22 protein-coding genes and 2 pseudogenes are annotated in these 22428 nt (G+C 68.9%); 7 read left to right on the forward strand and 17 right to left on the reverse strand.

Translation table 11 applies throughout. The features are described from left to right. Window positions 1-698: 698 nt before the first annotated feature. A complete protein-coding gene (locus ACFKCF_RS50275; protein ID WP_394502989.1) occupies window positions 699-1484 on the forward strand; it encodes a recombinase family protein in 786 nt (261 codons plus the stop codon). Between the two features lie 136 nt (window positions 1485-1620). Here ACFKCF_RS50275 and ACFKCF_RS50280 read toward each other — a convergent pair whose 3' ends face one another. Next, window positions 1621-1779 (reverse strand): hypothetical protein, encoded by a 159-nt coding sequence (locus ACFKCF_RS50280; RefSeq protein WP_394503155.1) that lies wholly within the window; start codon window positions 1777-1779, stop codon window positions 1621-1623. Between the two features lie 394 nt (window positions 1780-2173). Between ACFKCF_RS50280 and ACFKCF_RS50285 the strand changes: the two genes are divergently transcribed. Further along, on the forward strand, window positions 2174-2512 hold the full coding sequence (locus ACFKCF_RS50285; protein ID WP_394502991.1) for a hypothetical protein: 339 nt from the start codon (window positions 2174-2176) through the stop codon (window positions 2510-2512). Window positions 2513-2521: 9 nt separating this feature from the next. Here the strand turns inward: ACFKCF_RS50285 and ACFKCF_RS50290 are convergent, their stop codons facing one another. The 5 genes from ACFKCF_RS50290 to ACFKCF_RS50310 form a co-directional block, all read right to left on the reverse strand. Further along, window positions 2522-2782 carry a transposase gene (locus ACFKCF_RS50290; protein WP_394502993.1) on the reverse strand — a complete coding sequence of 87 codons (261 nt, stop codon included), beginning with the start codon at window positions 2780-2782 and terminating at the stop codon, window positions 2522-2524. Between the two features lie 649 nt (window positions 2783-3431). Next, a complete protein-coding gene (locus ACFKCF_RS50295; RefSeq protein ID WP_394502995.1) occupies window positions 3432-3587 on the reverse strand; it encodes a hypothetical protein in 156 nt (51 codons plus the stop codon). A gap of 23 nt (window positions 3588-3610) precedes the next feature. Next, window positions 3611-3802 (reverse strand): hypothetical protein, encoded by a 192-nt coding sequence (locus ACFKCF_RS50300; RefSeq protein ID WP_394502997.1) that lies wholly within the window; start codon window positions 3800-3802, stop codon window positions 3611-3613. A gap of 759 nt (window positions 3803-4561) precedes the next feature. Beyond that, window positions 4562-4807 carry an acyl carrier protein gene (acpP, locus tag ACFKCF_RS50305; protein WP_394503144.1) on the reverse strand — a complete coding sequence of 82 codons (246 nt, stop codon included), beginning with the start codon at window positions 4805-4807 and terminating at the stop codon, window positions 4562-4564. A 423-nt stretch (window positions 4808-5230) separates the two neighbouring features. Then, on the reverse strand, window positions 5231-7690 hold the full coding sequence (locus tag ACFKCF_RS50310; protein WP_394502999.1) for a haloacid dehalogenase-like hydrolase: 2460 nt from the start codon (window positions 7688-7690) through the stop codon (window positions 5231-5233). A gap of 353 nt (window positions 7691-8043) precedes the next feature. On the opposite strand from ACFKCF_RS50310, the gene ACFKCF_RS50315 reads away from it, so the two are divergent. Beyond that, window positions 8044-8631, forward strand: a complete 588-nt coding sequence (locus ACFKCF_RS50315) for an isochorismatase family protein (protein WP_394503001.1) — start codon at window positions 8044-8046, stop codon at window positions 8629-8631. 186 nt (window positions 8632-8817) lie between these two features. Here the strand turns inward: ACFKCF_RS50315 and ACFKCF_RS50320 are convergent, their stop codons facing one another. From ACFKCF_RS50320 to ACFKCF_RS50335, 4 genes are all read right to left on the reverse strand, one after another. Continuing rightward, window positions 8818-9744: a recombinase family protein gene (locus ACFKCF_RS50320; RefSeq protein ID WP_394503003.1), complete on the reverse strand. Its 927-nt coding sequence runs from the start codon at window positions 9742-9744 to the stop codon at window positions 8818-8820. Window positions 9745-10181: 437 nt separating this feature from the next. Beyond that, on the reverse strand, window positions 10182-10799 hold the full coding sequence (locus tag ACFKCF_RS50325) for a maleylpyruvate isomerase family mycothiol-dependent enzyme (RefSeq protein ID WP_394503005.1): 618 nt from the start codon (window positions 10797-10799) through the stop codon (window positions 10182-10184). A gap of 101 nt (window positions 10800-10900) precedes the next feature. Next, on the reverse strand, window positions 10901-11512 hold the full coding sequence (locus tag ACFKCF_RS50330; protein WP_394503007.1) for an alpha/beta fold hydrolase: 612 nt from the start codon (window positions 11510-11512) through the stop codon (window positions 10901-10903). A 147-nt stretch (window positions 11513-11659) separates the two neighbouring features. Then, entirely contained in the window at window positions 11660-12976 is a 1317-nt protein-coding gene (locus ACFKCF_RS50335) for a M14 family zinc carboxypeptidase (protein WP_394503009.1), read from the reverse strand. A gap of 26 nt (window positions 12977-13002) precedes the next feature. Here ACFKCF_RS50335 and ACFKCF_RS50340 point away from each other — a divergent pair, with 26 nt between their 5' ends. After that, window positions 13003-13617 (forward strand): TetR/AcrR family transcriptional regulator, encoded by a 615-nt coding sequence (locus ACFKCF_RS50340; protein ID WP_394503011.1) that lies wholly within the window; start codon window positions 13003-13005, stop codon window positions 13615-13617. Between the two features lie 258 nt (window positions 13618-13875). Here ACFKCF_RS50340 and ACFKCF_RS50345 read toward each other — a convergent pair whose 3' ends face one another. The 3 genes from ACFKCF_RS50345 to ACFKCF_RS50355 all read right to left on the reverse strand — a co-directional run bounded on the left by ACFKCF_RS50345 (window position 13876) and on the right by ACFKCF_RS50355 (window position 15748). Next, the gene (locus ACFKCF_RS50345) at window positions 13876-14163 is read right to left on the reverse strand and encodes a Tn3 family transposase (RefSeq protein WP_394503012.1); all 288 of its coding nucleotides are present in this window, start codon (window positions 14161-14163) and stop codon (window positions 13876-13878) included. Then, entirely contained in the window at window positions 14144-14515 is a 372-nt protein-coding gene (locus ACFKCF_RS50350) for a Tn3 family transposase (RefSeq protein ID WP_394503146.1), read from the reverse strand. Before ACFKCF_RS50350 ends, ACFKCF_RS50345 begins: the two co-directional genes overlap by 20 nt. A gap of 285 nt (window positions 14516-14800) precedes the next feature. After that, window positions 14801-15748 carry a LysR family transcriptional regulator gene (locus tag ACFKCF_RS50355; protein ID WP_394503013.1) on the reverse strand — a complete coding sequence of 316 codons (948 nt, stop codon included), beginning with the start codon at window positions 15746-15748 and terminating at the stop codon, window positions 14801-14803. Window positions 15749-15806: 58 nt separating this feature from the next. Here ACFKCF_RS50355 and ACFKCF_RS50360 point away from each other — a divergent pair, with 58 nt between their 5' ends. Next, window positions 15807-16610, forward strand: a complete 804-nt coding sequence (locus ACFKCF_RS50360) for a TIGR03619 family F420-dependent LLM class oxidoreductase (RefSeq protein ID WP_394503014.1) — start codon at window positions 15807-15809, stop codon at window positions 16608-16610. A gap of 554 nt (window positions 16611-17164) precedes the next feature. Here the strand turns inward: ACFKCF_RS50360 and ACFKCF_RS50365 are convergent. The 3 genes and pseudogenes from ACFKCF_RS50365 to ACFKCF_RS50375 all read right to left on the reverse strand — a co-directional run. Further along, window positions 17165-17833 (reverse strand): annotated as a pseudogene (locus ACFKCF_RS50365) (aquaporin); the annotation flags it as partial. 238 nt (window positions 17834-18071) lie between these two features. After that, entirely contained in the window at window positions 18072-19115 is a 1044-nt protein-coding gene (locus tag ACFKCF_RS50370; RefSeq protein WP_394503016.1) for an NAD(P)/FAD-dependent oxidoreductase, read from the reverse strand. A 40-nt stretch (window positions 19116-19155) separates the two neighbouring features. Next, window positions 19156-20094 carry an alpha/beta fold hydrolase gene (locus ACFKCF_RS50375; RefSeq protein WP_394503018.1) on the reverse strand — a complete coding sequence of 313 codons (939 nt, stop codon included), beginning with the start codon at window positions 20092-20094 and terminating at the stop codon, window positions 19156-19158. A 231-nt stretch (window positions 20095-20325) separates the two neighbouring features. Here ACFKCF_RS50375 and ACFKCF_RS50380 point away from each other — a divergent pair, with 231 nt between their 5' ends. Together ACFKCF_RS50380 and ACFKCF_RS50385 are read left to right on the forward strand one after the other, a co-directional pair. Beyond that, complete coding sequence (locus ACFKCF_RS50380; protein WP_394503020.1) at window positions 20326-21075, forward strand: TetR/AcrR family transcriptional regulator; 750 nt, start codon at window positions 20326-20328, stop codon at window positions 21073-21075. A gap of 203 nt (window positions 21076-21278) precedes the next feature. Beyond that, window positions 21279-21593, forward strand: a pseudogene (locus ACFKCF_RS50385) (hypothetical protein); the annotation flags it as partial. Between the two features lie 135 nt (window positions 21594-21728). Here the strand turns inward: ACFKCF_RS50385 and ACFKCF_RS50390 are convergent. Then, complete coding sequence (locus ACFKCF_RS50390) at window positions 21729-22388, reverse strand: TetR/AcrR family transcriptional regulator (RefSeq protein ID WP_394503022.1); 660 nt, start codon at window positions 22386-22388, stop codon at window positions 21729-21731. Window positions 22389-22428 lie beyond the last annotated feature (40 nt).

A 22428-nucleotide genomic window follows, 5' to 3' on the forward strand; every position in this document is an offset into this window, starting at 1 on the left:
ACCTGCTCAAAGGCAACCGCGGCATGGCGACCCGTTACGACAAGCTCGCCGTCCGCTACGAAGCCGTCGTCATCATCGCTGCGATCAATCAGTGGCTCAAGGCCTTATGAAACACGGCCTAGGACGCGTGGATCTGCTTCGCCGACGAAGCAGGACAATCGCTGAGGCCACCCAAGGCCCGCACCTGGTCCCGCCGCAGATGCACCCCCACCGTCACCGTTTCCGGCAAAGGCTCCGGACGCGTCAACCTGGCCGGGCTGATCTGCCTCAAGCCAGAGCAGCGGACCCGGCTGATCTACCGCATGATGATCTACCGGCGTCGTAAGAACGAACCCAAAGGGTTCACCGAGACCGACTACGCCCGCCTGCTGGGCCCGCCACTCGGATCCGCGCGACCCGCCCCAAAGTAGCTCTGGGTAATCGTCGCTACTCTTCGTGTTATCAGAAATGGACCAGTTCTGCGAACGCTGACGACTCCTCGGCGAGTGCCCGGTTTGTCCCTTATCTTCGTTCTCAGAACCTCTCGCAAAACGGTCTTCTCAGAAGAGCGCCCGCGATAGGTTTTGCGACATACCGAGCTCGCGGATCCGGCCGCCGCTGTCGAACAGTTCGATTGCCCGATGTGCGAGGCGCCTGCGAGTAGCACTTGCCGAACGCGAAGCGGCAAGGTCGCGCCCAAGTACCACACACCTCGCTTCATGCTGGTGCCGCAGCTGCGTACCGAGTTGGAGGTGCGGACTCCCGCCGAGCGTGGGCCCGGCCGTCACTGGAAGGCCGGGCCGGCGGTGAACGCCATGGCGCCGGCGACCTCAGCCAAGCCGACCCGGGTCGGCTACGCCCGGTGCAGTACGGCGCAGCAGGAGCTGGACAGCCAGCTCGACGCTCTGAAGGAGGCGGGCTGCGAACCGATCTTCGCCGAGAAGATCAGCACGCGCATCAAAGTGCGGCCGGAGTTCACCAACGCGATGGACTATGCCCGCACCATCAAACGGGCCGTCCCGCACCAGCGCGTGATCGTCACGGTGCACGAAATGAAGCGCCTGGGCCGGGGCGCCGCCGAGTTGCTCGCCATCGCCGAGGAACTACGTCGCCACGACATCGAGCTGGAGTTGCTGAGCGGCCCGCTGCAGGGGATCTACAACCCCTCAGGGCACGGGGCGGCGTTGTTCGCCTTCTTCGCCGGGATGGCCGAGTCCGAACGGGAGTACATCCGGGAGAAGTCGCTGGAGGGCCAGGCCTCAGCCCGGGAGCGGGGCCGACACGGCGGCCGTCCGAAGGTGTTCGACGACGACATGATCGCCTACGCGCGATCGCTGCGCGAACGAGGAGTGGCCGTGCCCGACATCGCCCGCAAGCTGGTCATCCCCACCGGGAAGAACAAGGGCCGGCACCCCTCGGTGGCCAGCGTCTACCGCGCCCTGGCCGAGGCGGAACCGTTGCCGACCACCGAGACAGCCGCGGGCGCCGAGAGCGGCCACCAGTAGGTGCCGCACGGCGGGCGGGAAAGCAGCCGGCACGGCCCCCTGGTCCCCAATCCCCAAAGCGCGGGTAACCGCAACTGTGCAACAGCTCGCGAACCCTGCTGACTCCCCGGTTCTGAGGTAGGCGTGAGCCCAAGTCTCAGGCAGAACCCGCATCAGGACTGCGAAGCGGGGACATCGCGGGCCGGATCGTGGAAGGGGTGCAGCCCCTCAGCCGGGCGTTGGCCGCCGAGATCGTCTCCGCGCGCAGGTACCCCTGGTCGACCTGCTGCAGGCGGGCCCGCGTCAGCGCGGGCACGTTCGGCTTCTCAATCGGGACCAGGCCCACGTTTGGCTTGTGAGGCCTCACGCTGGGACGCAAGCCAGCCGGTGCGGGACTGGCCACCACCAGCGATATCACCTAGAGTCACGATGTTACTTCATTAAGCAACAATCTGGGTCAGGGGGGTCCGCGGCACCGGCCCGCCGGCCGCGGGCCCCGCAACGACGACCGGAAGACCGCCCATGGCCTGGCGGCTCTGGCGTTCGCAGCCGCAGCAGCCGTCCCCGCCGCCCCCGTCTCCGCCGTCGCCCCCGCGGCGGCCGCGGCCCGTCCAGATGCGCTCCATCGCGTCCTGGCCGCCACCTGCGACCCCAGCAGCGGCTCACAGACCTTCTACTCCTACGACAAGTGGTCCAAGGGCAATGTGCGCATGTGCGCCAGCGTGCTCAAGCGCGCCAACGGCACCCACGCCATCCAGGCCACCTTCAGCGGCGACTTCTTCTACTACTGGGGCGCTGCCTGGTACGAAGAGGGCAAATGCGTCTTCGGCTGCCACTTGAAGGGCCGCTTCTGGCTGAACAAGCCCACCGGCTCCCCCGTTCCCGGCGAAATCAGCGCCACGCTCAACGGCCGCCACGCCACCGACACCCACACCTTCGAAGGCCTGACCAGCGGCCGCTACAAGGTCACCGCCGGCGTCACCAAGGAAGGCGGCTACTGGCGCAACGAGGGCCAGGCCGACAGCTCCCGCATCTCGATGAACACCTGAACATCACTGTCAACATCCCCTGAACCAACACCCCGCAAAAACCGGCCGCCACCCGGCCGTGGTGATCCTGGACGAACAACCCGTACACCGCCCGCCAGGACCCGAAGCACTCGGCACGTCCCGCCACGGCGCACCCACCCGCAACCGCCAGCGGATCCCATCGATGAGCTGCCGTTTACTCCACTGAGACGGTCCACCCGGCCGCCTGGGCACAGGCAGCAGGCGTGGTGCACTACCGCTGATTCCTGCGGACTCCTCCTCGATCCCCATAGTGGTGGGCGCCGTTCATCAGAGAACCGGGGTGCCGACTTCCATCAGCGATGCGAGCGAAAGGAAGCCGGCACCAATGGCTCACCACTTTACGAGCTGGCCGTCCCGACACACGTAGATCTGGCCGTGGATGGTGCCGAACTGGCCCTCTTTCCAGCGGCTGCTCCATCCGGAGTAGCCCTGGGGGTGTACGCCGCAGTCGGCACTGGTTGCCGTTGCGGAGGCCGTCTGGGCGGTGGCGGTCGTGATGGGCGCCAGCAGGGCGGCTGCTGCGCTGGCTCCCACGATCAGAGCGTAAAATCCGGTGGTTTTGTTGCATGCTTGCTGCACCTTTCAGATATCACCCACAGTGATTTGTATATCGCTCTTTGTGTTCATCGAAGCTGAGCCAGATCCGAGCCGCTGACGCCGCGGTCAACACCGATCGGCTCAACGACGGCGACCGGCGAACTCTCGCGCCGCTGGACTGATGACCCGCAAGGCGGCCCGGGGCGTCGGAAGATCAACGCCCCGGAACGCCATCGACCGTAACCTTGTGAAGGCTCTAGGCGGCGTAGCGTGATGTCGACGAGGCCCTGACTCGTGATGGAGAGTGCTGATCCCTCGGGACGGCGGCCGCGGGTGCGGGGGCTCTGCGGTTCTGCTCAGGTCACCTCACCCAGTGCGCCGCGATTGTGGTGCGTCCGTCTCCGTTGCTGATGATGGCGGCCGAGCCGGCCTGCCCGATGCGGTAGGCGTGGAGTGTCAGGACGTCCCCGACGGCGAAGTTGTGCAGAAAGGTCTGCCCGATCGTGTCCTGGACCACCGCGTCGGAGTTCTCGATGCCGCTCAGGGCCTCGGTGCCACTGAGAGGAGTTGTCCGTTCTTGAACAGGGCTGTGGTGACCCACAGTTGCGCGGTCGTGGGCACGCTGATCGAGGGGCGGACGTGGTAGGAGACCGACCACAAGCCGCCGACGGTGGGGATGGTGAGCGGAGGAACGTCGGTGATCTGCTCGTAGTCGCGGTCTTGGCCGGTCAAGGCGTGGTGGAAACTGAGCCGGCTGGTCTGGGCCCACATTGCGGGGGGATCGTCTCGATCGGGTGTCGCAGGATCGAACACTCCCCATGGCATCACAATGGGTAGATAATATATTACTATCTGTGATGGGCAGTGATTCCTCACCACCGCTCACCCAAGCGCCCGCACCACGCGGGCCCTGACCGCGTCCAGGGTGTGCCGCAGCGTGCAGACCACTTCGCGCATCCGACTTCGGAAACCGACACCCGATCACCACAGGCGCGGGCAAGCGTGGCGCCTACCCCTCCAAGATCAAGGCGCTGACCGCCGTGGCCGCCGACTTCGAGGGTCGCCGCCGGGCAGCACGCCGTACGCCGACGTGGCGCAGGACGGCGCGCCCGGCTCGCGGCTGACCCAAATTTAGGCCGACCACGACCGCCACCGCTGGAACGTCGTGGCCCCCACCGGCGAGGTCGCCGGGACGGTGACCAAGGCCGGTCGGCACGACCAGGCGTGGGAGGGACCGCCGGCGACCCGGCCAAGCGGCACCACCTGGTCCCGGCCGAGCCGGTCGGCGACGAGCCGGGCCCAGCAGCGCTGAGCGGTGCCGGCGGACCATGTCCTGACCTGCCCTGACCTGCCCTGATGTGAGGGCGCCGGAGAAGGCGGTCTGCTCCCGAACATGCCCCCGACCGCCAAGGACGGCAGAAAGGGGCCAGTGGCTCCTCGCGAAGCGGGACCGGGATCCCGACTTCCGGAGCAGGCGGACCGCTACCACTCCTAGCGCTGTGCTCGCATTCGGACGTAGGTGATCGCATCGTTGACAGTGCGGATATTTTCGGCGTCGCCCGCGGGGATCTCCAGGTTGTACTCCTGCTCCAGGGCCGCGATGATCTCAGCCATGGCCAGATCGTCGGCTCCGAGGTCATCAATGAGCAAGGCCGTGGGGCTCACCTCCCTCGTGAGGTCGAGTTGTTCGGCGACGATCTTCTTTACCCGCGCCTCGATAGTGGTCTCGGTGGTCACGTAGCCCCCCTGGCTCGCCGGACGAATCTCCTCGAGCCTCTCACGCAGATCACTCAACTGGCGGTTCGACATGCGCAGGTCACGCCCCTTGTCAACGACTCATATGTCAGACCGTCCTCGCAGCATGGCTACCTAGCGTTCCGTGGCGGCGGCTGCGGCCACGCTCGGGAGAAGACCTCCGTGACCCGCCCGGGACCCGCCGCTGACATCAACCTCTGACATCAACTGGACACTCGGCACCGGTCGCGGTCGCCGGCTCGCCGCTGCGGCTTGCCTGTCTTGCGTCTCGGGGGCCCGATAGTAATTGCGGGCGGATATCGCCGACCGGTGTCGACGTCCGGCCGCCCCGGGCCAGGGCCGATGCCATGCGGCGGCCCGTTCTGCCGTATCCGCGATTACCACCGGGCCCGGGCCCCGGGGGGATCACCGCCGAGCACGATCCTGGCGTGCGGGGCCGCGCCCGCCGCGGTGCGGGCTGCTCAGGTGCAGGCCGGGATGCAGGTAGGTCAGGGCCAGCAGCACGAAGTTGTTGGTCAGGATGGGCACGCTGTAGCGCAGCGGGCGGGGTGCGGCTTGGTCGGAGATGGAGGTGGTGTAGCCGCCGTCGGCGTCCTGGTGGCGCAGCAGGTAGGCCAGGCCGCGCTCGATGGTGGCGGTGTGCTGGTGGGCGGGTGCCAGGGCGGTGAGGGTGTAGGCGGTGCTGACCGGGTCGCTGGGCTCGGCGGGGGTTTGTCCCCAGCCGCCGTCGGTGTGGGCGGTGGCCAGCAGGCGGCCTTCGGCGGCGGTGATGGCGGGTTGCAGACGGCCGTGGTGGGCCAGAGGGTGGTGCTGGTAGGCGGCGCGGAGCGCATGAATGGCGCGGAACATGGCGTTGGCCTCGCTGAGGCTCCAGCTGCGTTCGAAGGTGCCGTCGGGCTGCTGGGTGTCGAGCAGGAAGCTGATCGCGCGGTGCAGCGGGGCGGCGTGGGCGTGCCGGTAGGGGGTGAGTACCAGGGCGGTGTTGGCGGTCATCGCCGCTTCCGGCGGGTGGCTGGGGTGGTAGGTGGCCACGCCGCCGCCCGGGCCGATGAAGCGGCACAGGTTGGCGCGGCCGGCTTCGATCGGCTGGTGGTAGCGGTCGACGTCGACGGCGTGCAGGAAGGCCAGGACGTGGGCGGTGCTGTCGGTGTCGGTCTGCCGCACGCCTTCGGCATACGGCCAGCCGCCGTCGCTGGCCTGCTGCCCGGCCAGATAGTCGGCCATCGCGGTGATGGTGGGCGGGCAGGCGCCGGCTCGGCTCAGGGCCAGTCCGGCGGTGGCGGTGGCGAAGATCTCTTCGCTGGTGATGAACGGCAGCCCGTCGTCGGGGTTGAGAGCGGCGACCAGGTGGCCGATGCCGTCGCTGATCACCGGGTGGCCGGGCAGCACGCGGTGCAGCGCCAGCAGGGCGAACAGGTGGGAGAAGGTCATGTGCTCGATCACGCCGTGGCGCTGGCCGTGCTCGGTGGCGGCCAGCAGGCGGGCGGTGAGTTCGGGTGCCACCGGGTCAGCGGTGTTGAGCAGGTGGATGGCCATCAGTCGCAGCCGGGTCCAGGTGGTCTGGCCGCGGTGTTCGAACGCCTCGGAGGGGGCGTGCACCTGGAACGGCTCCGGCCCGACCGCTGCGAGGATCGCGGCCAGGGCGAGCTTCTTGCGGGCCGAGGAATGCTGTTCGGCGCGGTGGAAGGTGGCGTCGATGAGCCGTTCACGCTCGCGTTCGCCGATGGTGATGCCGTGCAGGGTGGCGTTGATGACGGCGGCTTCGAACGGCTCGGCCGCCGGCGCGCACCGGGCCAGGTAGGTGTGCAGGCGGGCTTGCCGGCGCGGTAGCCGCCCTTCGCGGCGCAGCAGGGTCAGCAGCAACGCGGACTCGATCGCCCGGCTGCCGGTGGCGCCTTTGATGGCGCCGCGGGCGGAGACCTCGGCCAGGATGCGTTCGCTCAGCCGTTGCGCCGCTCGGCGCACCGCCTCCCCGCTCACTCGTGGCCCACCGGCAGGCCCAGCGACAGGCCCAGCAACTGGCACAGGGACGGACGCAGGGCCAGGGCCTGAGCACGGCCCCAAACGCGAAGCGGCGCCTGGCGGCCGGCCTGGTCGTCGAACCGGCACCGGCCCAGGCATCAAGGACGGCATCGGCCCAGGAGCCGGGCACGGCTGCGGTTCGTGGCCGGGTTCAGGCGGCTGGTCCAGGCCGAGCCTGTTGCGCAGGACCACAGGCAGGCTATGGCGATCGGCCAGCGGCCAGCCGTGCTCGGCGGCCAGCAGGCGCAGGCCCGGGGAGGCTTCGAAGGCGATGGGGTGCCCGGCCCGGCGCAGCACGGTGGCGTCGCCGAGGGAGTTGCCCAGCGCCATGGATGGTGACCAGCTCACCCCCCGCCCGCCGGCCAGGTCGGCCACCACCTCGTGCTTGGCCGGCAGGGCCGTGCCGGCGACCTCGCCGGTGTACAGACCGTCTTCCTCGGCGAACCGGGTGCCGCAAAACAGCTCGATCCCCAGTTCGGCGGCCAGATGCGCGACCATGTCGTGCGGGCCGCCGGAGATGAGCATCACGGTGAAGCCCGCCCGGCGCAGCGCGGTCACCATCGGCCGGACGAAGGGGAACACGCGGCCGCGTCTGGCCTGCCACAGCTCGGCGACCACCTGAGCCACCACCCGGCAGGGCACGTCGGTCAGCGAAGCGGCGAACAGTTCGTTGGCACGCATTGCGGCTGCGGTCGATTCCGGGTCGCTGCCGGCCATGGCCTGGCGCAGCCTGGCCAGCCGGTCAGGCGGACACCATCCGCGCTCGGCCAGCATGGCGGGCAGCGACCCGGCCAAGGTATCCGGCACCAACGTGCCGTCCACATCCAGCACCGCCACCCGCATGCCTCTCCTCCAGAGATAGGCAACTCAACGTTGCGACACTATTACCATCCGCACCTGTACCTACGGGCAGATCGGCCTACCTGGACGTCTCCGAGCTCACCTCCATCCCCGAGCAGGCGCTGGCGCCGGCAGATGCAGACGTGCGGTCCCAGCGCTTTCTAGATCAAGAATGCGTACATACAGTGAATATGCTTGCACTTAGAGTTACAATTGGATAGATGTGGTGGCCTGCATTCGGAGTGGCGAACCGCCCTGCACGCCCTACCGGGTCGGTCAACGTCCGGCGAGTGGCGTGAACGCCTTCGGCGGAAGGGCGACCACCGGAGAGGTTCGCCCAGAGAAAGGGGATTCCTGTGAGTCGTGCACTGATCATCGTGGATGTGCAGAAGGACTTCTGCGAGGGCGGCAGCGTTCCGGTGAAGGGCGGCGCGGACCGAGCCGCCGCCATCGCCGAGCTGGTCCGGCGCGCCGACGGGCAGTACGCCTTCGTCGTCGCCACCCGTGACCACCACATCGACCCAGGCGCCCACTTCTCCGACAACCCCGACTTCCAGGACTCATTCCCCGTGCATTGCGTCGCCGGCACCGAGGGAGGCGAGTTCCATCCGGATTTCGCGCCCGCCGTCGACTCCGGGTACGTCGACGAGGTCTTCTTCAAGGGCGCGCACTCCGCCTCCAAGAGCGGTTTCGAGGGCTCGACCCAGGACGGCACAAAACTGTCAGACTGGCTGAAGGCCCGTGACATCACCGACCTCGATGTCGTCGGCATCGCGACCGATCACTGCGTGAAGGCCACCGCTCTGGACGGAGCACGCGCGGGCTTCACGGTGCAGGTCCTGCTCGACTACACCGCCGGCGTCGCCGCCGACACCACCCGCACCGCACTCGACGAACTGCGCCGAGCCGGTGTCACGCTGAGCGGCGAACCTGTCCTCGCCTGAACAGACCGGCCCGGCCTGCTCGCCGACGAGCTGCTCGCCCCGAACAGCGTTGATCTTGATAATCACGGCCCCCTGAGTTCCGGGGCATGACGAGCATCCGAACGAAAAGTCCCGTTAGCAGAGCAGCGCTGAGCGGCTTGCCGTGACTTTCCGTTCAAGTGCGTCTCGCCGAAGGATTTTCGCAGGTCATGACGGATGCAGTCGGGCGGCCTGAATGGCTGTGACACGGGCGGCGAACACGCGGTGCGCCTTGCGCTCGGTCGGGCCGGCATCGGCGAGGGCAGCGCTCTGCTCCAGCGCGGCACGGTGGAGTGGGAGCGGGGCCGTGATGCGGATTGAGTAGCCGTGGCCGCGGCGGATGGTCTGCCCGGAGGCGAGGGCCTGGCGGATGGTTTCATCACCAGTGGTGCGCAGATGCTCGGCGAGCAGTCCGGGCAGATCGAGGGTCGCGTCCGGGTCCAATGCGTGCGCGCTGTGCTGCTCGCCGGCGTTGGTCGGCGGCGCGTCGAGCTGGTCGGGCAGGTTGCGGGCGCCGGCGGCGTCCAGGATGCGGCGGATGGTCTTGGGGGCGACCTGGTGACGTCGGGCCAGGGCCTTGACGGCGGCACCCTGGCGGTACTCCTCAACGATGGCGGCCGCCTTGTCCTGGTCAAGGGCGGCGGGGCGGCCGAGGGTCTTACCGGCGGTTTTGGTGGCGGCGACGCCCTCGCGGGTGTTCTCGCCGATCATGTCGCGCTGGAACTCCAGCACGGCTGCCAGGACGGAGACCATCATTTTGGTGCCGGGGTCGTCGCTGGCCAGGTCGATGCCGGACAACAGTCCGGATTCGACGCGCAGGTGCAGGCCCCGGCGGATGAGTACTGGGCGAAGGGCGAGGATGTCGGCGACGGAGCGGAACAGGCGGGCGGCGTCGGCGATGCGGATGGTGTCGCCGACGGCGGCCTCGTGCAGCAGCGTGGCGAAGCCCGCGCGGTCGAGGGAGAGTTGCCGGCTGGAGGTGGCGGGGTCTTCGTAGACGGGGGCGCTTGCGGCCAGCAGGGCGGCGAGGGCGTGCCGCTGGCGGGCGTCGGTCTGCTTGTCAGTGGAGTGCCGCAGATAGACCCGGTCAGCCACGCCTGGCATCCGCGGAGTGGTTGCTGGTGAAGGGGATCTCCGTGCCGTTCCAGTCGGTCTGCTTGAGCGGGGCCATCGTGTCCCCTTTCCGAAGGCCGGCCTTGTGGTAGCCGGTGTGGTGTCTGCGACCCCTTTAAGGAGGCGGAAAGGGGAGGCGGAAGTCTGGACCGGATTCCATTGGATCGACCGGCCGTTTCCCCAGGTGGCGGACGGTGGCTTGATTGGATCCGCCTATGGGGGCACAATCGACCGATTCAGCCCCCGCTCTACATTTGACAGGGTATCCAGACGATCACCACCGTGCCGAATGCGGCCGGTCGAGTGAGATCACGGGTGTGTGGGTGGTCCCTATGAGAGCAGGCGGTGCGGGCGACTGACTGTCACCCGGTCAGCCGAGGCGAAACCGAGATCCGATCCGCTGAGTGGGGACATTCGGTTCACACGGCGATGTATCGATCCCGTGCCGTGCCGTGGAGGTGTCCCGGCGGGAGCTTGCGGCCGTAGGCGACCAGCAGGAGGTCCTGGGCGGCGCCGGTCAGGGGTGTGCCGGTGCCGAAGGACCAGTCGAGGTCGTCGGCGCGCAGTTCGACGCCGTCGAGATCGGCTCCAAAGAATTTGAGGGTCCGGGGAGTGACGTGCTCCAGGAGGAGGCGCACACGGTCTTCCGGGACGCGGCGTCCGATGCCGAGGGCGACGGCGATGTCCAGGCCGTGGATCACGTCGTGGCCCAGGGCGGCCGTGATGCCGCCGACCGGTGGTTTCCAGGGATGGTCCGCGTTGTCGCGGATCGCGCTGACCAGCTCGGCCGTGGACAGGGTGGCCGCGTCCTGGCGGGCCCGCCGGTCGGCCATCCGGTTGATGTCACCCCGCGCCTTGATGAGTTCGAGCACCATCCTGGCCAGCGGGTAGCGGAATCCCATCGACATGTGAGCCGCGACCTCTCGAACGCGCCATCCGGCGCACAAGGTCGGTGCGTCCCACTGGAGGGGTGTCAGGCTGTCGAGCATCGCCGCCAGTTCCCGGCGTTCGGTCGCGATTGCGGTGGTGATGTCCATGGTTGCGCTCTTTCTTGGGGAGTTCAGTGCACCTGCTGGCCGCTCCGTGGCAGGGTCGGCTCGCTGCGATCAGGGGCGGCCGTGACCAGGTCGGCGGTTGGTCAGCCATCGAGGAGAAAGGTCAGCTCGTCTGACGCGAAGCGCTTGTCGGTGAATGTCGTGGCGTGACTTCTGCCGGGGTAGCTGATCAGGCGCGCGCCGAGGATGGCGCGAGCGGTCTGGCGGGCCGGTTCCAGCGGGTAGACCAGATCCTTCGCGCCCTGAAACAGCAACGTGCAGGCTTTGCCGTCGTGCAGTCGCCCGCGCAGGTCGTAGCGGTCTGCGGCGTTGCGCATGGTGGCGACGTCGGTGTGGTCCTTGCGGCCGTCGGCAACCCAGCCCAGAGTCGTGACGAGGGCACGGCCGATCGCCGATTCGGTCACCAGTTCGGCCGGCGCGGGGCTGGGGCGTTGTCCGCGTCGTGCCCGGTCGATGTAGGCCCGCTGGGCACGTTTGCCGATCGGCCCAAGCGTGCATGCCGTTCCGCCCAAGACCGGGCGGGCGATCAGTTCGGAGTGGTCGGCGGCGAGCTGGAGGGCTATCGAGCCGCCCGTGGACATGCCGAGCACGTTCACGGGCTCGGTGAACGTGGCCTCCATCGCCGCAGCGTAGTGGGCGGCCGACCCCGGCCATGGTCGCGTTCGGCGACAACTCGGGACGGCGGGTGAGGTCATGAACGGCGAAGTGCTCGGCGAAGGGCCCTACCGTTCGCATCAGGTGGCGACGCCCCAGGCCGGTCGAGATGGCGGCCTCTGACGTGAAGAGCAGGACGATCAGCGGCGGTCCGGCGCCGATCGACAGGCACGGCAGTGCTTTCGTCATCACGCCGCCCGTTCTGCCAGGTGGAGGGCGGCGGTCAAAGCGGCACCCAGCTGGACGGCGACCAGCTTGCGCAACTCGATCGGCGGGCCGGGAGAGTCCGCTTCGGCCTGGCCGTACCACGTCTCGAACTGCTCGGCGAGCAGGCGTCGTTGCTCGCGGATGGCCGGCGTCAGGTTGCCCGCGGCGATCTCCGCGTCGAGCATGCGCAGGAGTGTCCCGAGCAGGCGCAGCCGCATCAGGTGCAGCGTCTGGCGGTTGCCGAACTCCTCGGCGACCGTGACTGGGCGGTTCAGATCGGGCATTGTCTCTTCCAGTTCGCCGAGTTTGCGGAAGGTCTCCAGCGTGTTCTCTGTCGATCGGCGGAACGGCGAGCGCACGCTCAGGTCGCCGGCGACAGCCCGCATGCCCGCCTGAATCGTGTCGATCAGCGCACGCCGGGCCACTGCTCCCTCAGCGAGTATCTGCCCGTAGGTGCGGCCGCTCGGGCTCTGGTCGGCCACGCGTTCGTCGGCCCAGGTCGGCACTTCGGTGACCAGATGGAGTGCGCCGAAAGCGGCCGCGTAGTCGGCGCTGCTCCCGCCCGCGCCAAAGGCCTTGCCCACCTGCGACCCGGGCGGGGTCAGGTAGACGGCGGGGACGATCGGTTCGGCGCCGGGCAGCTCCGGCTCGCCATGGTGCAGCGGGAGGCCTTCCAGGCCGGGCAGGGCGGCCAGCCGCTGCGCCAGCGTCGCATCGTGGCGGTCGAGGTAGAAGAACGCGCCCTGGTACTCACCGTTGTGCAGCGAGCAGACCAGCGACGGGCGTACCTCGTCCATGAGGCGCATCAGCGCCTGTGTTTCCGGCAGTGGGCGGTCGAAGCAGTAGTCGCCCGTGGTCAGGGGGAAGGTCCATTCGACCTGGTCGGCCAGGTCGGGGCGGTAGAAGTGCTCGGCGTAGGCGCGGCGGTCGCCCGGTTTGCCGTACCAGCCCTCGTTCAGCCGGGCCCCGTCCGGATCCGCACACGCCACGACGTGCCAGCGAAGGCCCAGCTCCGCCTGGAGTTTCGAGTCCTCGCAGAGCAGTTTGACCAATGTGAGGACGGTCAAGGTCCCGACGGGCTCGTTGGGATGCGGCCCGGCGATGATCACCACGTCCGCCGGTCCGTCGCCGACAGTGACAGCGTGCAGCGGCTCGCCCAGCCGCGAGGCGCCGATGCGGCGCGACCGCACCAGGTTGGGATGGGCGGCAGCCAGCTCCTGCAGCTCGGCCTGGAGCGCGTCGACGGACGGGAACACGGCACAGCCGGGGACACGGCTCATGTACTCAGCAACATTCATAACGAGGTTACGGTAATAATAGAATTATGAGAAAGACAAGGGCTGAGGCCAAGGAGCACAACCGGCGGGCCCTACTGGCAGCCGCGCGCCTGATCGTCGCCCGCGACGGCCACCGGGCCAAGCTGGAGGAGATCGCCGAGCAAGCCGGCCTGACCACCGGCGCCGTCTATTCGCTGTTCGGCAGCAAAAACGGACTGCTCGTCGCCCTGGTCGCCGACTACCTCGGTCCGCACTACGACGGCATCGAGCAGGCCGTCCCCGCCGGCATGGGCCTCATCGAGGCTGTGGAGGTCTTCGCCCGCCATTACCGCCGCCTGTGCGACGACCCCGACGCGCTGCGGCACCTGTCGTTCGAGATCAGCCTGCAGGACCTGGCCCTGCGCGACCCGGAACTGGCCCCCAGGCTCGCCGCCTCCGTCCGGGCACACGAGGAGCGCCTGACCGCGCTGCTGACCGGCAGGCTCCACCATGGGAACGCACTCACACCGCGCCAGGCGCAACGCCTGGCCACGGCGCTGCGCGCACTCCTGGTCGGCCTCAGCCAAGGTGTCATCCTCGGCCTCGCTGACGCCGCCCCCGGCGACTATTTCGCCGCCACCGCCCGCGCCCTGATCACACCGGACATACTCGGACCGCCCTGACTTCTCCGCCCGAGCACAGGCGGCGGTCCGACGTAGCCGTACCAGCGATCACGCCGGCGGCTTGCACTCTGCCCTCGTCCCCGACAACGCTCGCAGCCACCTCTTCACAAAACTCACCGTGGAGGACAGCGCCCTGGCTGCATCGGAGTCTGGCCCGCCGCCATCGCCCAAACGCATCCCCACGCCCGGTGACCAACACCGATCACCTTGACACATCGGGACGGGGGCGGCGCGAGATAGATCAAAAGCTCCAGTCACCTAGAGAATGTCCTCATCCCAATCCGGCTCATCGGGGTTGCGGAGCTGCCGGACGCCGGCGGGGCCGAGGTCGGGCTGGGCGAAGGAGTAGGTGCCGATCACGTTGATGTGCTGGCGGACGAAGGGCGACAGCCGCGCGACGTCTTCCTCGGCCAGCGGATAGCCCTCGGCTTTGAGCTGATCGAGCGCCCGGTCCATGTAGAAGGTGTTCCACAGCGTGACGCAGTTGAGCACCGGCTGCGGCCGGTCAGCCCGCCTGCCAGTGGGGTCACGTGGGCGGATCGTCAACGGCCTCCAGCTCCAGGTGGCGGTTCATGTCGAGCTCGAAACGCCCGTACAGGTTCAGATGAGACCAGAACAGAGCGGTCAGCCCGCGCCGATCTGCCGGGCTCAGCCGCTTCCGCCAGGCCGGATCGCGCAGCACGATCTGGATCAGGTGCGTGTTGAGGTAGGTGATGGCGGCGGCGATCAGGTGCAGCGCCAGCGCGGAGACCTCCACGTTCTCCCGGTCGTCGCCGGTCAGGTCGCCGGCCTTGCCGTAGAACAGGTCCTTGCTGGCCGAGTTGAAGTTCTCCACCACGTTCAGGCCCTCGCCGATCTCCCTCCTGAGGTCCTCGTCCGCAAGGTAGTCGCAGATGATTCGCCAACGGCCTCGAACGCGACCACGCCGCCGTCCTGAACGGGCTCACGCTTCCTTGCAGCTCAGGCGCTGTTGAGGGCAAAGTATGCAAGATCAAATTCTTGAAACGGCTCATGTTCGGCCGCGCCAACTACGACCTCCTCAGAAAGATGGCACTGCTGAACTGAGCCGAGATCACCGACCGGGACCACTCCCCATCAAATGCACCAGAACCATTTGCCGCCGGAACTTACAGGTCTGCCGATCCGAACCGAAGCACGCCGCCTCACGGACAAGACCTTTCGCTCAACCTCCATGGCGCTTCTGCTGAGCCGCCGGTGGCCACCTTCCCGCGTCGGCGGTCTCGCGCAGGCAGCGGATGAACTCCGACTGCAGCGGCGCCGCGCCCTTCCTCGTGGCCGCGTAGACGGTCCTGGTGGGCTCGTCCTCCAGGGGCGCCAGCATGATGTCGGGGCGGAGGGCGCCCGCCGCCAGTGACGGGACGAGCGCCAGCCCGAGCCCCGCGGCGACGAAGCCCTGCTTGGCGGTCCATTCCCTGGCCGCGAAGGCGATGTGCGGCCGCAGGCCGGTGCGCCGGTGCAGAGCGATCAATGTCTGCGAGCCGTCGGGGAAGCCCTCGATCCAGGACTCACCCTCCAAGTCGGTCAGGCGCAGGCTCGTCCTGCCCGCCAGCCGGTGCCCTGCGGGCATGGCCACCAGCAGCGGATCATCCATAAGGTGGTGCAGGGTGAACCGGTCCGCCTCCAGCGGCCTGCCCGGGTAGGCGCTCACCACCGCCAAGTCGATCTCGCCGGCCTGCAGGCGGGCCAGCGACGGGCCGGTCATACTCTCCACCAGCGACAGGAGCACGTTCGGGTGTGCCCGCCCGAACGCGGCCATGGCGCGGGGAACCAGATCGGCGTCGGCGGTGTCGAACGCTCCGACGCGCAGCTGGCCCATGTCGTGCAGATCGTGCCTGGCCGCCGCCAGCCTGGCCAGGATCGCGATCGCGTGCTCCAGCAGGCGGCGGCCCTCCTCGGTGAGCTCCACGCCACGCGGATGACGATCGAACAGCGCGACGCCGAGCTCGCTCTCCAGGGACGCGATCTGGCGTGACACCGCGGACTGGGTGTAGCCGAGCGCCTCCCCGGCCGCCGTAAAGGTCTTCCTGGCGGCCACCTCGGTAAACACCTCCAGCCAGGAGACATCCATGACGCTTCCCTCCAGCAGTCGCTCGATATGCGGGTTTCGCATGGTAGCGATGCCAGACATTCGTTGGTCACATCGGCGCGGAAACCCTACGGTGATGCGCATGAAGATCGGACTGTACGGGCTGCACCGCGCCGAGAACGTCGACCCCGATACGCTGGCCAGGCGGGCGCGGCTGGCCGAAGAGATGGGCTTCGAGTCGATCTGGGTGGGTGATCACATCGCGATGCCCCCCTCCTCCGACGAGCAGGGCCGCCTGGAGGCCGTGGTCGCCCTGGCCCATCTGGCGGCCCTGACCACCACGGTCAAGCTCGGCTTCGGCGTTCTGGTGCTGCCCCAGCGCCAGCCGGTCCTGCTGGCCAAGCAGCTCACCTCTCTGGATCTGCTCTCGCGGGGCCGCCTGATCGTCGGCATCGGCGCGGGGTACGTGGAGGAAGAGCTGGTTGCCATGGGTGTCTCGCTGGACAGCCGCGGTGCTCGTACAGACGAGTATCTGGCCGCCATGCAGGCCCTCTGGGACGATCAACCATTTGCCGGAAATTTCGTGACCTTTGCGGATGTTGTGCAGCGGCCACGCCCGCAACGACGCCCGCCGATCGTGGTCGGCGGGCGCTCCAGGGCGGCCATGCGCCGGGCGATCCAGTCAGCCGACGGCTGGTACGGCGTCTACCTGACCCCTGAGGAGGCGGCCCGCGCGCTGTCCGATCTCCAGGACGCGGCCAAGCTTTACGACAGGCCCCCGGGTCTGGGACCGCTGGAGATCACGATCACCCCGCCCCCGGGCTCCGTCGATCGGGACAGCGCCCGGCGCTACGCAGCATTGGGCGTCCACCGGCTGACGATCCAGCCGCTGGACGCCGACATGGAGTCCACGGTGAAAGCCGGCGCAGGCCTGGTCGGGGCCTGAACCAGCACCACTGGACCGGTTCGGGTGACCCGCTCTCGGCCGGGAGCCGTCCTTCGCATGGCTGAATGCCGGTGATGGTGTCTAGCCTGGGACGCGCGTACCGATCCGGAGATGTGACTCTCAGTTACCTTTCGGGTTATCGGGCCGACCCGAGTGACGGGCTGCGCAGGCGCTGGCCGAACTGTGCGCCTCAAGGGCCGCGGGCTCGTGGATCTCCATAGCCGCCGACACCATGGTGCTCCAAGAGCGTGGCGCGACCTCGTACACGCTGACCCATGTGGACAAACCGAAAGCCCGCAAGCTGCTCGCCGCGCTAGCCACCGGCTCTGCCCAGGCCGATACTAAGTGGTTCACGCTGGAAGTTTCTCGGGGGTTGACTTCTGGCCGCTGGATGCGATTGGTGATCAGAGGTCAGCGTTGGCGACGGGAGTCGGTGAGGGTACGGGCCAGAGTCGCTGCCGGGTTGGCGAAGCTCGTGCTGGAGGTGAACCAGTAGGCGGCGCCGATGTAGGCGCCCACCGCCAGCGGCGCCACCGATGCTTTGCCGGAGCGGGTCAGGCCGAGATGACCAGCAGCAGGCCGAAGGCGGCTACCACCTCGCCCAGCCACACGCCCGGCGAGCTGCGTGCGGTGGTCGAGAACGTGACCGGGGGCAGGGAGAACATCGCGTAGGCCACGATGGTGCCGGCCGCACCGCCGAGCAGTTGCGCGGCGATGTACGCGGCGGCCTCGCCGGAGCGTAGGCCGCCGACGACGCGGTCGGCCGGCGTGACCACGGGGTTGAGGTGCGCCCCGGAAACCGGGCTGAGCGCGACGATGATGGCCACCAGCGCCGCGGCGGTGACGGTGGAGTTCTCCAGCAACTGCAGCCCGGCGTCGCGTGAGGACAGCCGCTGCGCGGCGATGCCGGAGCCGACCACGGCGATCAGCAGCAGAGCGGTGCCGAGGAGCTCGGCCAGCAGGACGCGCACGCGGCGTTCGATCTCATCGCGGATCGGCCGCACCGCCTGCACCGACTGGCCGGCCGGGTCGGCCAGCTCCCAGTCCAGATAACGCTTGCCGGGGAAGACCGGGCAGGCGTCCCCGCAGCCCATGGTGACGATGACGTCGGCGGCCTGGGCGATCTCGGTGGTCCATGGTTTGGGGTATTCGCTGGTGATGTCGATGCCGCGCTCACGCATCGCCTCCACGGCGGAGGGGTTGATCTGCTCGCCTGGCTCCGAGTCGACTAGCTCTTGCGGAAGATCGCCTCAAAAGTACTTGACGCGATCTGTCCAGTACTTGATGGTAGGCGTCAAGTACTGCGGAGGTGGCCATGAGCGAGGAGCTCCCGTCCTGCTTGCTGGGCATGGCTGAAAACCGTCTGGAAACTGATCGGTTTCCACCTGGGAAAACAGATCGGTTTCCTCGCCAGCGAAGGTGAGGCAAGCGGGTGACGGGCTGAGATCTCAGGGCCCAAGATCATCCTGTGGCCCCTTTTGGGCCTGCCTCGGCGATCCCCTGGAGGGCCGCGTCGGTGTCCGCGGTGGCCAGCATGCTGTTGATGTCGGCGCCGGCCAGTGCGCCGGCCGCTGCGGAGGCCCCGACCTGGGCGACCAGATCGGTGGCGTTGCCGGCCACCCACACACCCGGCACCTCGGTGGTGCCGGCCATGCCGGAGGCGAAACCGCGGCCTTTCGGCAGGTCCCGCACCGGCAGGCCCAGACCTTCCAGGCCCTGGGTGCGGGCCTGCATCGGCGCGGCGACCGCGAGGACGCGGCGGGCCACGACCTGGCCGTCGGCCAGGCGCACCCCGGCGAGGGCACCGTCCTCGTCGTTGACGACCTCGGTGACCGGGGTGTCGATGACGCGGATGCCGCGGGCGGCGAAGCGGGCGCGGCTGTCCTCGTCCAGGTCAGTGCCGTGGGTGAAGTAGGTCAGGTCCTCGGTCAGCTGACGGAACAAGAACGCGTGGCCGATGGAGGCCGCGCCGGTGGCGAGGATACCGATGGGCTCATCGCGCACCTCCCAGCCGTGGCAGTACGGGCAGTGCACCACACTGTGCCCCCAGTGCTCGGCGAGCCCGGGCACCTCCGGCAGCACATCCGTCAGGCCGGTGGCCACCAGGATGCGGCGAGCGGTGATGCTGCGGCCGTCGGCCAGAGTGACGGTGAACCGCAGGTCCCCGTCCGCCGACGGGGCGGCAGGCTCGGCCGAGACCACCTCGCCGAACACGACGCGTCCGCCGTACTGGCGCACCTGCTCCCGGCCCCGTCGAAGGATCTCGGGCGGCGGGGTGCCGTCCAGGGCGATGAGGCCGTGCACGGCCTTGGCGGGCGCGTTGCGCGGGGAGCCGCTGTCGATCACGACGACCGAGCGGCGGGAGCGGGCGAGGATCAGTGCACCGTTCAGCCCCGCGGCGCCCCCGCCGATCACCACCGCGTCGACGGTCCCCTCGGCCAGTGCGTCGCTCGCGTACGGAGGAGTCGTCACAGCCATGGCCTCCTGCCTTTCCTTGTCAGTCATGGTTCGGTCAACCCTTCGAGTTCTGGGTGGTGGGAGGGGGTCAGCCGTTCAGGAAGCCCAGGATGTGGTCGGCGACCGTCTTGGGCTGCTCCAGGTGCGGGAAGTGCCCTGCGCCGGGTACGACGATGCGTTCGAAGCCGTTCGTGAACAGGTCGTCCATGCCCTCGCTCACCTCCACGGAAAAGCAGTTGTCGCCGGCACCGTGGAGGTAGAGCGACGGGACGGTGATGGCACCGAACGCCCGGGCTTGCAGGGCTTGGGCCGCCTCGTCCGCGGGCGGCGGCGTGAACAACTGGCGGTAATAGCCCAGGATCTCGGTCAGGACTCCTGGAGCACCCAGGGTTTCCTTGAGCGCGGCACGCTCCGCGTCCGGCAGTTCGTAGCCGGGTGACCATTCCCGCCAGAGCCGGTCGATGAAGGCGAAGTCGTCGAGCTCGACGGCCGCCTCCGCCATGGCTGTCTGGAAGAAGAACATGTACCAGCTGCGTCGCTGCTGGTCACCGTCGGTGACCAATGCGGTCAGCAGTTGACGGCCATGGGGAACCGCCATGGTGACAAGCTTGCGGATACGCGTCGCGTCGAGGCTCGCTGCCGCGTACGCCGCCGCGGCTCCGAAGTCGTGGCCGATGAGATCCGCCTGCTCGCGCCCGAGCGCTTCGATGAGGGCCAGGACGTCCTGGCCGGTCGAGGCAATGCGATAGGAGCCGTCGGGAGCCGCGCCGCCGGGCCAGTATCCGCGCTGTGCGGGCGCGACCGCCCAGTACCCTTCCTGCGCAAGGCGGTCGAGAATCCCTGCCCAGCTGGCGGCATGGTCGGGAAACCCGTGGAGGCACACAACGAGCGGCCCGCTGCCGGCCTCAAGGATCGGAACCTCCAGCCCGCCTGCCTGAACCGTCCGATGGCGGACGCGGTCGGTCGCCTGGGACCCCCTGGCCGGGGAGTCCTCGCCAGACGACGGTCGCTGGGTCACCTGTGTCATGAGTTCAACCCCCAAGCCGCCTTTGCGGCGTCGCGGTCCGGCAAGCCCGGACCAAGTAGCAAGTACGGCTGACGGCGACCAGGACGCTGATGCCGATCACGGAGCCGATCTGCTGGAACATGTTTGAGCAGAATCGCTTAATTGCCCATCGATGTGCAGACTACTTTATTGCCCATCGCCGTGCAACTATCGCGATGACTCCCTCCTTCCACCCGCCCTCGAGGTACCGACGTGACCAGCCGACCAGCACGAACACCGACGACGAGGCCGAAACGGTCTCCGGCCCGGCCCCACGAGACGCCGCCCCCTCCTGCTCCGACTTCGACTTCGTCCCCCTCTCCGACTTCGACCTCGACTTCGGCGCAGCGTCGGGACGCGCGGGCCACCCGTGCCCGGATCCTCGACGCGGCTCGGCGGGAACTGACCCGCGACCCCGACAGCCGCCTGGAGGACATCGCCGGTGCCGCCGGTGTGGCCCGGCGCACCGTGTACGTCCACTTCGCCGGCCGGGCCGCGCTCGTCGAGGGCCTGGCCGCCGAGGCCGCGGAGGCGATCCGGCGCGCCGTCGCGGGTGCCCCGGCCCCGACCCCCGACGCCGCCGCGGACCTGGCGCGATTCGTCCTCATGGTGTGGCCTGTCGGCGACCACTACCGCACCCTCATCCGGCTGGCCCGCGGCCAGGACCTCGCCCCAGCACGCGTCGACGAACTGCTGACCCCCGCCCGCGACATGGCCACGAGGGTCTTCGCCCACGGCCGCCGACAGGGCGTCTTCCAGACCACCGTCCCGCCCGACCCGCTCACCCGAGCCATCGAGGCCCAACTGCTGACCCTGCTCGACTGCGTCGAGCGCGGCCTGTGGTCCGACGACGGCACCGGCGCCGCCACCGCCGCCCTCATCGCCGCCGGAGTCGCCCCGGACACCGCCGCCGCGAAGGTCGATCACGTACGGAAGACCGGGTCGCCCCCGAGTCCCGTCTGAAACCCGTGCCCGTACCCCACTCGCACTCACACAAATGTCCGCCCCCAACTCCCTGTCGCCCGAAGCCCTTTGGAGGAGGGCCGATGTACCGCCCCCGCCCCGAGCACGACCGTGACCAGGTGTGCGAGTTTTCGTACTCGTACTCGCACGAACCCCCCGACGGCTCCGACCGCCCGCTGCCGGTGACCGGACTCGCCCTGCGGATGGACGGGTTGACGAAGTCGGACGACGACAGCGAGGCCCGGGCCCGCTCGGCGGAGGCGACCGTCTTCCTGTCGTACGCGGACCTGTCCGACGCCCTAGGTCTGGAACTGACCCAGGGCTACGGTTCCGACCGGATCAGCGCCCGCGTCCTGACCACCCTCGGCTTCGAGGTCACCGCGACGACGACTGTCTCGGCGGCCTCCGGCAACCGCGTCACCTTCAAGGACTTCAAGGTCGCGGGCCGCGTCGCCCTGCCCGAGGCCGGCGAGAAGTTGCTCGGCCAGGTCTTCGCCGAGCCGATCGCGCCGCGGAACATCCCCGACGGCCTCCGACTGCGCTCGGTCACCACCACGGAGCAGGGCCTCACTGCCCACTTCTCCGGCAAGTCGGTCACCTTCCGCCGCGACGACGCCCGGGACACCTCGTCGAACGGGTCGGCCGGAGAGAAATCAGGGGCCGTGGGCCGGAAGAGCCGTAGCCATCGCCGACGCAACCTCCTCGACCACCGCGCTCGCCCGATCCTCCGGCACGCCGGCCGCGATGAGGGTGGCCGTGGCGATCCGGTGCCCGTCGTCCTCCAGCGCGCCGGTGTTGACGGACTCCACCAGAGCTACGATCATCGCCATCAGGCCTGCGCTCTGCACGGCCGGCGGCAGATGGGAGTGGAAGACGCCGTCCCGCTGCCCGCGCTCCAGGATCCCGGTGGCGGCCTCCCGGGCCGGCGCGAGCACCTCGGCGACGCGCTCGGAGCCGAGGTCCCGCCGGGTGAGCGCCAGCAGCAAGCGGTAGCGGTCGCCCACGGGCCACATCCGGAGTACGAACCGCGCCAACGCCCGCTCGGCCGACTCCGCCGGCTCTCCCGACTCCGGCCCGGCCTCCACCGTGTTCCGCAACGTCTCGGCGGCTTCCTCGGCGAGCGCCTCCAGCAGCGCCGCCCGCCCCGGGAAGTGCCCGAAGAGGGTGCGCCGGACGACCCCGGCGGCCCGAGCCAGCTCCTCCAGCGTGACATCGGGGTTCCGCCCCAGCTCCTCACGGGCCGTGGCCAGGATGCGCGCCCGGTTGGACCGCGAATTACGGCGCAGCGGCTCGCGGGCCACGGGCTTGCTCACGGAGAACCTCGCAGCATCAAAGGACGGACGAACGGCCCCC

The sequence above is a fragment of the Nonomuraea sp. JJY05 genome, from assembly GCF_043496855.1.
Lineage (GTDB): Bacteria > Actinomycetota > Actinomycetes > Streptosporangiales > Streptosporangiaceae > Nonomuraea.

What these genes read in the sequence shown, in the direction of transcription:
- ACFKCF_RS50275 (WP_394502989.1), top strand. Translation starts at nt 699, where the DNA reads ATGCTGGTGCCGCAGCTGCGTACCGAGTTGGAGGTGCGGACTCCCGCC.
- ACFKCF_RS50340 (WP_394503011.1), top strand. Translation starts at nt 13,003, where the DNA reads ATGAGAAAGACAAGGGCTGAGGCCAAGGAGCACAACCGGCGGGCCCTA.
- ACFKCF_RS50310 (WP_394502999.1), bottom strand. Translation starts at nt 7,690, where the DNA reads ATGCGGGTGGCGGTGCTGGATGTGGACGGCACGTTGGTGCCGGATACC.
- ACFKCF_RS50370 (WP_394503016.1), bottom strand. Translation starts at nt 19,115, where the DNA reads ATGACTGACAAGGAAAGGCAGGAGGCCATGGCTGTGACGACTCCTCCG.
- ACFKCF_RS50360 (WP_394503014.1), top strand. Translation starts at nt 15,807, where the DNA reads ATGAAGATCGGACTGTACGGGCTGCACCGCGCCGAGAACGTCGACCCC.
- ACFKCF_RS50285 (WP_394502991.1), top strand. Translation starts at nt 2,174, where the DNA reads ATGTGCGCCAGCGTGCTCAAGCGCGCCAACGGCACCCACGCCATCCAG.
- ACFKCF_RS50335 (WP_394503009.1), bottom strand. Translation starts at nt 12,976, where the DNA reads ATGAATGTTGCTGAGTACATGAGCCGTGTCCCCGGCTGTGCCGTGTTC.
- ACFKCF_RS50355 (WP_394503013.1), bottom strand. Translation starts at nt 15,748, where the DNA reads ATGCGAAACCCGCATATCGAGCGACTGCTGGAGGGAAGCGTCATGGAT.
- ACFKCF_RS50375 (WP_394503018.1), bottom strand. Translation starts at nt 20,094, where the DNA reads ATGACACAGGTGACCCAGCGACCGTCGTCTGGCGAGGACTCCCCGGCC.
- ACFKCF_RS50325 (WP_394503005.1), bottom strand. Translation starts at nt 10,799, where the DNA reads ATGGACATCACCACCGCAATCGCGACCGAACGCCGGGAACTGGCGGCG.
- ACFKCF_RS50330 (WP_394503007.1), bottom strand. Translation starts at nt 11,512, where the DNA reads ATGACCTCACCCGCCGTCCCGAGTTGTCGCCGAACGCGACCATGGCCG.
- ACFKCF_RS50290 (WP_394502993.1), bottom strand. Translation starts at nt 2,782, where the DNA reads ATGGGGATCGAGGAGGAGTCCGCAGGAATCAGCGGTAGTGCACCACGC.